8 protein-coding genes and 1 riboswitch are annotated in these 9,082 nt (G+C 50.8%); all 8 genes read left to right on the forward strand.

All coding sequences use genetic code 11. The annotated features are described in order from the left end of the window. The first annotated feature begins 130 nt into the window (after positions 1 to 130). The 8 genes from sufC to DI14_RS07340 all read left to right on the forward strand — a co-directional run bounded on the left by sufC (position 131) and on the right by DI14_RS07340 (position 9,061). Complete coding sequence (sufC, locus tag DI14_RS07300) at positions 131 to 892, forward strand: Fe-S cluster assembly ATPase SufC (protein ID WP_152545883.1); 762 nt, start codon at positions 131 to 133, stop codon at positions 890 to 892. Positions 893 to 904: 12 nt separating this feature from the next. Beyond that, a complete protein-coding gene (gene sufD / locus DI14_RS07305; RefSeq protein ID WP_034807065.1) occupies positions 905 to 2,173 on the forward strand; it encodes a Fe-S cluster assembly protein SufD in 1,269 nt (422 codons plus the stop codon). A 1-nt stretch (position 2,174) separates the two neighbouring features. Then, positions 2,175 to 3,395 carry a cysteine desulfurase gene (locus DI14_RS07310; protein WP_034807067.1) on the forward strand — a complete coding sequence of 407 codons (1,221 nt, stop codon included), beginning with the start codon at positions 2,175 to 2,177 and terminating at the stop codon, positions 3,393 to 3,395. After that, positions 3,385 to 3,819, forward strand: coding sequence for a Fe-S cluster assembly sulfur transfer protein SufU (sufU, locus tag DI14_RS07315; RefSeq protein WP_034807069.1), 435 nt, complete (start codon positions 3,385 to 3,387; stop codon positions 3,817 to 3,819). Before DI14_RS07310 ends, sufU begins: the two co-directional genes overlap by 11 nt. Positions 3,820 to 3,838: 19 nt before the next feature. Next, a complete protein-coding gene (gene sufB, locus DI14_RS07320) occupies positions 3,839 to 5,236 on the forward strand; it encodes a Fe-S cluster assembly protein SufB (protein ID WP_034807070.1) in 1,398 nt (465 codons plus the stop codon). Positions 5,237 to 5,426: 190 nt separating this feature from the next. After that, positions 5,427 to 5,541: riboswitch (SAM riboswitch) on the forward strand. Positions 5,542 to 5,653: 112 nt separating this feature from the next. Next, positions 5,654 to 7,045 (forward strand): LVIVD repeat-containing protein, encoded by a 1,392-nt coding sequence (locus DI14_RS07325; protein WP_034807072.1) that lies wholly within the window; start codon positions 5,654 to 5,656, stop codon positions 7,043 to 7,045. A gap of 528 nt (positions 7,046 to 7,573) precedes the next feature. Further along, positions 7,574 to 7,987: a DUF6678 family protein gene (locus tag DI14_RS07335; protein ID WP_034807074.1), complete on the forward strand. Its 414-nt coding sequence runs from the start codon at positions 7,574 to 7,576 to the stop codon at positions 7,985 to 7,987. Between the two features lie 111 nt (positions 7,988 to 8,098). Beyond that, positions 8,099 to 9,061, forward strand: a complete 963-nt coding sequence (locus DI14_RS07340) for an L-lactate dehydrogenase (protein ID WP_152545882.1) — start codon at positions 8,099 to 8,101, stop codon at positions 9,059 to 9,061. Positions 9,062 to 9,082: the final 21 nt, after the last annotated feature.

The raw sequence follows: 9,082 nt of genomic DNA on the forward strand, positions 1-9,082 counted from the left end.
ATTGAGAATGAAGAATAAGGTGAGTCGCTTGAAATAAAAAATTGCCTAGATTAAGATTAGAATATATCTAATCTACGCCACAAATGGCGAGAAAAACGGAAGGGGTATCCGAATGTCTAACGTACCACACATGAAAATTGATGACCTCCGCGTCTCAATCGAAGGAAAAGAGATTGTCAAAGGTCTTAATCTTGAAATTAAAGGTGGCGAGATTCACGCCATCATGGGTCCAAACGGAACGGGTAAATCAACACTCGCATCTGCACTTATGGGCCACCCATTGTATGAAGTAACAGGCGGAAGCGTCGATTTGAACGGCGAAGACGTGCTCGAGATGGAAGTCGACGAGCGTGCACAGGCGGGTATGTTCCTCGCCATGCAGTACCCTGCTGAAATCAGCGGTGTCACAAATGCAGACTTCTTGCGTTCAGCGATCAACTCGCGTCGTGAAGAAGGCCAAGAAATCTCGCTCATGAAGTTCATCCGTGAACTCGACGCGAAGATGGACGTTCTAGAAATCCCTTCAGAAATGGCACACCGCTATTTGAACGAAGGTTTCTCAGGTGGAGAAAAGAAACGTAACGAGATTCTTCAAATGATGATGATCAAACCGAACATCGCGATTCTTGACGAGATTGACTCAGGTCTTGATATCGATGCACTCAAAGTCGTCGCAACGGGCGTCAACGAGATGCGTTCAGAAGAGTTCGGCTGCTTAATCATCACGCACTATCAGCGTCTCCTCAACTACATCGAGCCAGACTTCGTCCACATCATGATGGATGGGAAAATCGTTATGTCTGGCGGCAAAGAGCTCGCACAGCGACTCGAGGCAGAAGGTTACGACTGGGTTAAACAAGATCTTGGAATGACAGTAGACACAGAAGCGTAAGGAGGCTGTACGATGACCGTACAATTTGAATTGGATGCGCAAGCATTGTCGGCACGTGCAGAGGCGCTCGGAGGACCTGCTTGGATGGTCAACCGTCGTAAAGAAGCAGCAGAACTCGCGCCGACTCTCGCTTTGCCGAAAGTTGAAAAGATTAAGATTGAGAAATGGGATTTCACAAGCGGCGACGTGGAGCTAACGAAACTCGACGGACTCACGCCTGAAATCGAGGCACTGTTAGGAGACCATCGTACGAACGTGCTCGTTGAACGCAACGGTCATGTCGTCTATAACGAACTCCAAGTGCCAGAAGGCGTCTTGTTCATGGGAATCAAAGAGGCGATGGACCAACATCCGGACCTCGTCGAGAAATATTTCATGACCGAAGGCGTCCGTGTCGACGAAGAGCGCTTGTCAGCTTTGAACGCGGCCTTGACGAACGGCGGCGCATTCTTATACGTCCCGAAAAACGTACAAGTGAAAGACCCGCTTCAAGCCATCTTCACGATGGAACAAGCGAACGGTGCCCTCTATCACCACACGATCGTCGTGGCAGATGAAGGCAGTGAAGTGACGTTCATCGAGAGCTTCCTTTCGAACACGAACGAGCCGCACACGGTCAACGCCGTGACGGAAGTGTTCGCTGCGGCGAATGCGAAAGTCGTCTTCGGTGGCGTCGATCAACTCGCTGAGTCAGCGCTCACGTTCATGAACCGTCGCGGTGTCGTGTACGAGAACGCTCGTCTCGAGTGGGCCCTCGGTCACATGAACGATGGGAACTCGGTCGTGGAGACGAAGACACACCTCGTCGGCGACAACACGTTCTCGGATACGAAAGCTGTCACGATCGGTCGTGGCGCACAGAAACAAAACTTCAACATCCGGACGGACCATTTCGGTAAGTCGTCAGAAGGATTCATCTTGATTCACGGCGTCCAAAAAGATTCGGCGACAGCCATCTTCAGCGGAACGTCGATGATTCACCACGGGGCCTCGAAGTCGAACGGTGTCCAAACGGAGCGCGTCTTGATGCTCTCTGAAAAGGCACGCGGCGATGCGAACCCGATCCTTCTCATCGATGAAGATGATGTCATGGCCGGTCACGCCGCGTCAGTCGGTCGTGTCGACGACATTCAACTTTACTACTTGATGAGCCGTGGTTTGTCACGTCAAGAAGCGGAACGTCTCATCATTCACGGATTCTTGAACCCGGTCGTCGAGCAACTCGCGATCGAGTCGGTCAAAGATCGTCTCCGTGAAGTCATCGAAGGGAAAGTGCGCTAACATGATTGATGCCTCGATTCGTAACCAATTCCCGATTTTACATCAGGAAATCAACGGTCACCCGCTCGTCTATCTCGACAGTGCGGCAAGCTCGCAAAAACCGCTGGCTGTCATCGAGGCGATCGAGGAGTATTACAAGCGTAACCATTCAAACGTGCACCGTGGCGTCCATACGCTCGGGACACAAGCGACGGATGCGTATGAAGGCGCACGCGAACGTGTTCGCGCCTTCATTAATGCAGCAGTCGCCGAAGAAATCATCTTCACGCGCGGGACGACGACGGCACTTAACCTCGTCGCATCGAGTTACGGGGATGCGAACGTCGGTGAAGGGGACGAAATCGTCCTCACACCGATGGAGCATCACGCCAACCTCATTCCGTGGCAACAGCTCGCGAAACGGAAAGGGGCGACGCTCCGTTACGTCGAATTGACGCCGGACGGTCGGGTGACGCTCGACGCGGTTCGTGCCGTTTTATCGGACCGGACGAAAATCGTCGCCATGAGTCACGTCTCGAATGTGCTCGGGACAATCAACCCGATTCAAGAGATTGCGAAACTTGCCCACGATAAAGGTGCAGTCATGGTCGTCGATGCGGCGCAGAGCGCACCACACCGGAGGCTCGACGTGCAAGCGCTCGACTGTGACTTCCTCGCCTTCTCCGGTCATAAGATGCTCGGTCCGACCGGGATTGGCGTCTTATATGGGAAGAAAGCGCTCCTTAAACAGATGGAGCCGGTCGAGTTCGGCGGCGAGATGATCGATTACGTCGATTTATATGAGTCGACGTGGAAAGATATCCCGTATCGTTTCGAGGCGGGTACACCGATTATCGCTGGTGCCGTCGGGCTCGCCGCTGCCATCGACTTCTTAGAAGACCTCGGTCTCGAAAACATCGAGGCACACGAGCGGGCGCTCGCATCGTACGCGATTGAGCAGATGAAGACGATTGAAGGTATCGAGATTTACGGACCGGAGGAACGGGTCGGGCTCGTCACGTTCAACCTAGGTGACGTGCACGCTCACGACCTCGCGACCGTCCTCGATATGCAAGGGATCGCGGTCCGGGCCGGTCACCACTGTGCCCAGCCGCTCATGCGCCTTTTAAAGCAATCCTCGACGGCCCGGGCGAGCTTCTACTTGTACAACACGAAAGAAGAAGTCGACCGTTTCATTGAAGGACTTCGTCAAACGAAGGAGTATTTCAACTATGAGTTTTAACAATCTTGACATGTTGTACCGACAGGTCATCATGGATCACTATAAAAACCCAAGGAACCGTGGCGTCATCGAAGATGGCGTGACGGTGGACTTGAACAACCCGACATGTGGGGATTCACTCCGGCTCCAGCTTCAAGTCGAAGACGGAATCGTGAAAGACGCCAAGTTCGAAGGGGAAGGCTGCTCGATCAGTCTCGCCTCCGCGTCGATGATGACTCAAATCGTGAAGGGGAAATCTGTAGACGAGGCACTTCAATTGGCAGACATCTTTTCACAGATGGTCCAAGGGAAAGACTATGATACAGAAACGTTCGACCTAGGCGACATTGAAGCGTTGTCTGGCGTCTCAAAGTTTCCGGCTCGCATCAAGTGCGCCACGCTCGCGTGGAAAGCGTTTGAAAAGGGAGTCGACGAGGAAGCGTAAGTAGAAGGAGGAGACCGATATGGCAAAAAACATGCCTGACATTGGCGATTATAAATATGGCTTCCATGACCGAGACATCTCGATTTTCCGTTCAGGCCGCGGCTTGACGAATGAAATCGTAGAGACGATCTCGAACATGAAAGAAGAACCGGCTTGGATGCTCGAGTTCCGTTTGAAATCACTCGAGCAGTTCCGCAAGATGCCGATGCCGACATGGGGCGGCGACTTGTCTGCACTTGATTTCGATGAGATCACGTACTACGTCAAACCGTCTGAGAAGACGGAACGTTCGTGGGACGAGGTACCGGAAGAAATCAAGACGACGTTTGATAAGCTCGGGATTCCAGAAGCAGAGCAAAAATATTTGGCAGGTGTCTCGGCTCAGTACGAGTCAGAGGTCGTCTACCACAGCATGCAAGAAGACTTTGAAGCGAAAGGTGTCATCTTTAAAGATACAGACACGGCGCTCAAAGAAGACGAAGCACTTTTCCGTGAGTACTTCGGCAAGTTGATTCCGCCGACGGACAACAAGTTCGCCGCGCTCAACTCGGCCGTCTGGTCTGGTGGCTCGTTCATCTACGTACCAAAAGGCGTGAAACTCGAGCAACCGCTCCAAGCGTATTTCCGCATCAACTCGGAAAACATGGGGCAGTTCGAGCGGACGCTCATCATCGTCGACGAAGGCGCATCGGTTCATTACGTCGAAGGATGTACGGCACCTGTCTACACGACGAACTCGCTCCACTCGGCGGTCGTTGAGATCTTCGTCAACAAAGACGCATACTGCCGCTATACGACGATCCAAAACTGGGCGAACAACGTCTACAACTTGGTCACGAAGCGTGCCATCTGTGAAGCGGGCGCGTCAATGGAATGGATTGATGGCAACATCGGTTCGAAATTGACGATGAAATACCCGGCCGTCATTCTAAAAGGTGAAGGTTCACGTGGGATGACGCTCTCGATCGCCCTCGGTGGTAAAGGCCAACACCAAGACGCCGGCGCGAAGATGATTCACCTCGCACCGAATACGTCGTCGTCCATCGTCTCGAAGTCGATCTCGAAACAAGGCGGAAAAGTCTCGTATCGCGGAATCGTCCATTTCGGACGTAAGGCGAAAGGTGCCCGCTCGAACATCGAGTGTGACACGCTCATCATGGACAACCAGTCGACGTCAGACACGATCCCGTATAACGAGATCTTGAACGACCAGGTGTCACTCGAGCACGAAGCGAAAGTCTCAAAAGTGTCAGAAGAGCAACTCTTCTACCTTATGAGCCGTGGGATCTCGGAAGAAGAAGCGACGGAAATGATCGTCATGGGCTTCATCGAGCCGTTCACGAAAGAATTGCCGATGGAATATGCTGTCGAAATGAACCGTCTCATCAAGTTCGAGATGGAAGGGTCGATTGGATAAGTAGATCAGATAAGGGTTATGTGGAGGCTTGATTTCTTTCAAGTCTTCACACAATCCTTTTTTATTTGTCGCTATTCTTTGGGAAAAGACTATATTGCATGCATGGAACAGGAATATTTGGTTTTTTTTAGAATTTATATTGACAAGTTGTGTGATAATTGTGATAATACAAAGTAATTTGATATGAATACTCTTATTAAGAGCAGGTGGAGGGAATTAGCCCTATGAAGCCCGGCAACCATCCGTACTGAATCGCCAGTACGGAAACGGTGCTAAATCTAACAGCTAACGCTGAGAGATGAGAGGAAATCGGAATTTTTCGGAATCCTTCTGTCTCGTCTATGAGTTCAGAAGGATTTTTTTTGCATTCTGCCTCTAACAGAGTTTCTATCAAAAAAACCTAAGGGGGAGTTTATTTTGAAAGGAAAGTTTTTGTTAAGTGCAGCGCTCGTCACAGGATTGACCGTCTCGTCGGCATTACCGGTTACATATGCGCATGATGAGCTAGGCGACATCAATATCGAGAAAGGAGAGCGGAACGCGGATGAAATCAGTTCGGTCACTGTGACCGAAGGAAGCAAGAACGTCAAATTTCTGCACGAGACGGCATCTGTGCCGTTAAAAGAGATTCGAGAAGGGGTGAAAAACAGCACGGCCGACGTCTATGCGCATAAAGGATTCGCTTACACGGGGACGCATACTGCCGGGGGTGGGAACGGTGGCGTTCGCGTGTTCGACTTAAAAGATCCGTCGAACCCGAAAGAAGTGGCCGTGTTCGCCGACCAAGACATCCCGGGTACGTGGCAAGAAAAAGTCATCGTCAAAACGGTCAACACGAAGTCGTTTAAAGGGGACTTGGCCGTCGTATCGGTACAGCAATTAAATTCGAAAGATCCGAACTCTAAAGGGGGCTTCCTCTTATACGATGTGACGAATCCATATGAGCCGAAGAAGTTAGGTTTCTATGAAGTCACGAAGAAAACGAGAGGGACACATGAGCTCTACTTGACGACGCAAGGGGATCGGGTATTGGTCTTGGCCTCAAGCCCTTACGCCGATTATTATTCTCATGGGAAAGAGAAAGACTTCCAACTCGTGGATGTCACAAACCCAGCTGAACCAAAGAAATTGTATGAGTTCGACCCACGTACTTTAGCGGAAGTTGACGGTAGCTTTGACGGCTACAATTGGAAAGCGCCGGACGGAAAGACACGACCGGTGTTCAACCATAGCGCGTATGCAGACGAGAACGGGAAAACCGCTTACCTTTCGTTCTGGGATCTCGGGACCATCATTTTGGACATTTCAAATCCAGAAAACGTGAAATACGAAGGGCGGACGGCTTTCGCATCGAACCAACAAGGTTCAGCCCACTCGGCTGCACTTGCAAAAGGCGGCACGGTCCTCATCGAAACGAGAGAAGTGTATGTTCCAGTCAAGCCGGGCTATGAACAGTCTTATGGTTACACACGAATTTTTGACATCAAAGATAAAACAAACCCGAAACTATTGAGCGAATTCAAAACCGATTTGACAGAAGATATTTCGGAGAATCCGGCTGAGCAAGTGACGTTTGGGAAGACGGTACACGATCCGAAAGTACTTGGAAACACGTTGTACTTGTCTCACTATGCAGGCGGCGTCCGTGCAGTAGACATCTCAAACCCGAGCAAGCCGGTGCAGATCGGAAAATACGTGCCTGCTGACGCGAACATTTGGGGCGTTTATGTCGACCGTAACTATGTTTTGGCATCGGACATGGGGACAGGGTTGAAGGTTCTACAGAAGAACAATAAGAGCGGAAATTAATCATGCTCAGTAAAATATGAGGTACGAATGACGAAAACCGACGAAGCTGCACTTCGTTGGTTTTTTGTATAATCAAACAAGGGGGTGCGAGTCCAATGAAGCGATTTCAGTTAGAGACCAAAACGTTAGTGGCATTCATGCACGACATTCATGTGCGGTGTCCGCAATGTGAACAACGTGCAGACATTGTGATGAAGGAGACGTTACGTCTCAGTTGTCTAGTTTGCGGGCTTGTGCGCACATACACGGGTATAGGATTCAGGATGGGTGGGGGCGCGTTCGATCTTTTCTTTCGGTTACCGCTTTATTTGCAGACAAATTGCTGTGGTCACGTCCTTTGGGCTTACAACCGAGACCATCTTGCTTATATGAGAGCGTACGTGGAAGCGGATATTCGGACGAGTGACGGGGAAAACAGCAGTATCGAGAGTCGTTTGCCCAAGTGGATGAAGCAAAAACACAATCGAGAAGACGTGTTGCGGGAAATCAAGCGCTTAGAGATTATTATGTAAGAAGGGATGAACCGGGGTGGATCGACAAAAAGAATTACAAATAATCGAGGAGCGGCAATTGACATCGGTGATGAATGAGACGAGATGGAAGCGCCTCGTTCATACAGTGAGCACGACGTTACCGTATTTACCGCCGTATCAAATCAAATACTTAGATGAAGATACGTTGTTTCCAAGCGGCGAATTGTCTCAATTCGAAAATTTAGATTGGGATGATGTTTGGGTGGAATCTTCTTTACGGTCGATTGAATGGATTCGATTGCGTACAAAGGTGTTGCTCTATAAAGGTGTCCTCATTGACCCAGACGTATATGATATGACCGATGAACTTATAGACATCTTAAAGAAAGAGCGAATCCCATTCATCCAAAACGGAGAGATCATTCAAGTGTATGGATATGTTAGGGATACAGGAATTTTTGAGAGATAGTTGAAGAGTTAGCGAAGCGAGGAATCAGCTGACATCCTCATCTTTTGGATTTTTGTCGTGAAACACGTGTGAGTCGGGTATACTAAAAGAGAGCAAGTGTTTAGGGAGGTTATGTATATGGAAACGATTGATCCAAAAGACATCACCCGCATCGCCGTCGTCGGCGCCGGCTGGGTCGGTATCAGTTTCGCCTATCAACTGTCTACGGCGGCGCTATGTGAGGAGCTCGTCTTAATCGACTCGAATCACGCCAAAGCCGAAGGGGAAGCGATGGACCTAAACCACGGCATCTCGTTCGCCCCGAGTCCGGTCCGGATTTGGGCGGGGGATTATTCGGACTGTCGGGATGCGGACATCGTCGTCATCACGGCCGGAGCCGCGCAGAAGCTCGGTCAGACGCAGATGGACCTCGCCGAACAAAATGCGACGGTCGTCCGAGACGTCACGAACCAAGTGATGGCGAGCGGATTTGACGGCATCCTCGTCGTCGCGACGAACCCCGTGAACGTCATGGCCCACGTCGCCTGGAAGGCGTCCGGGCTACCGAAACGTCGCGTCATCGGCTCAGGTACGGTGCTCGACACGGCGCGACTGCGCTATAAGGTCGGGGAGTACTTCGACTTGTCACCGCGTAACTGTCACGTTTATTATATGGGCGAGCACGGAGCCGGGGGCTTCGTCGCTTGGAATAACGCGCGGATTTACGGGAAGTCGATTGGGCAACTCCTAGAGGAAAACAATCAGTACAGCCAAGCGGATTTGGATGATATTTATCAACGCGTCCGTGACGCGGCCAACCAAATCATCGAATATAAGAGTGCAGCCTATTACGCGATTGGGCTTGGGCTGCTCCGGATCGTCCGGGCCATCGTCCGCAACGAGAATTCGGTCGTCACGATCGGGGCGCACCTTGACGGGGAATATGGGGTATCCGGCCTTCACATCGGAGTACCGGCTTTAATCGACCGGACCGGGATTCGCCAAATCATCGAAATCGATTTGACTGATGCGGAACAGCAACAGTTCAACGAATCAGCGGACCGGATTCATCGCGCCATCGCGAACGTCGAATAAAAAAGAGACCCGGTCGCGCAT

The organism is Exiguobacterium sp. AB2 (genome assembly GCF_000696055.1).
Lineage (GTDB): Bacteria > Bacillota > Bacilli > Exiguobacteriales > Exiguobacteriaceae > Exiguobacterium > Exiguobacterium alkaliphilum.

Excerpts from the sequence above, each read along its gene's own strand:
- sufC (WP_152545883.1), top strand. The coding sequence starts at position 131 with ATGAAAATTGATGACCTCCGCGTCTCAATCGAAGGAAAAGAGATTGTC.
- sufD (WP_034807065.1), top strand. The coding sequence starts at position 905 with ATGACCGTACAATTTGAATTGGATGCGCAAGCATTGTCGGCACGTGCA.
- DI14_RS07310 (WP_034807067.1), top strand. The coding sequence starts at position 2,175 with ATGATTGATGCCTCGATTCGTAACCAATTCCCGATTTTACATCAGGAA.
- sufU (WP_034807069.1), top strand. The coding sequence starts at position 3,385 with ATGAGTTTTAACAATCTTGACATGTTGTACCGACAGGTCATCATGGAT.
- sufB (WP_034807070.1), top strand. The coding sequence starts at position 3,839 with ATGGCAAAAAACATGCCTGACATTGGCGATTATAAATATGGCTTCCAT.
- DI14_RS07340 (WP_152545882.1), top strand. The coding sequence starts at position 8,099 with ATGTATATGGAAACGATTGATCCAAAAGACATCACCCGCATCGCCGTC.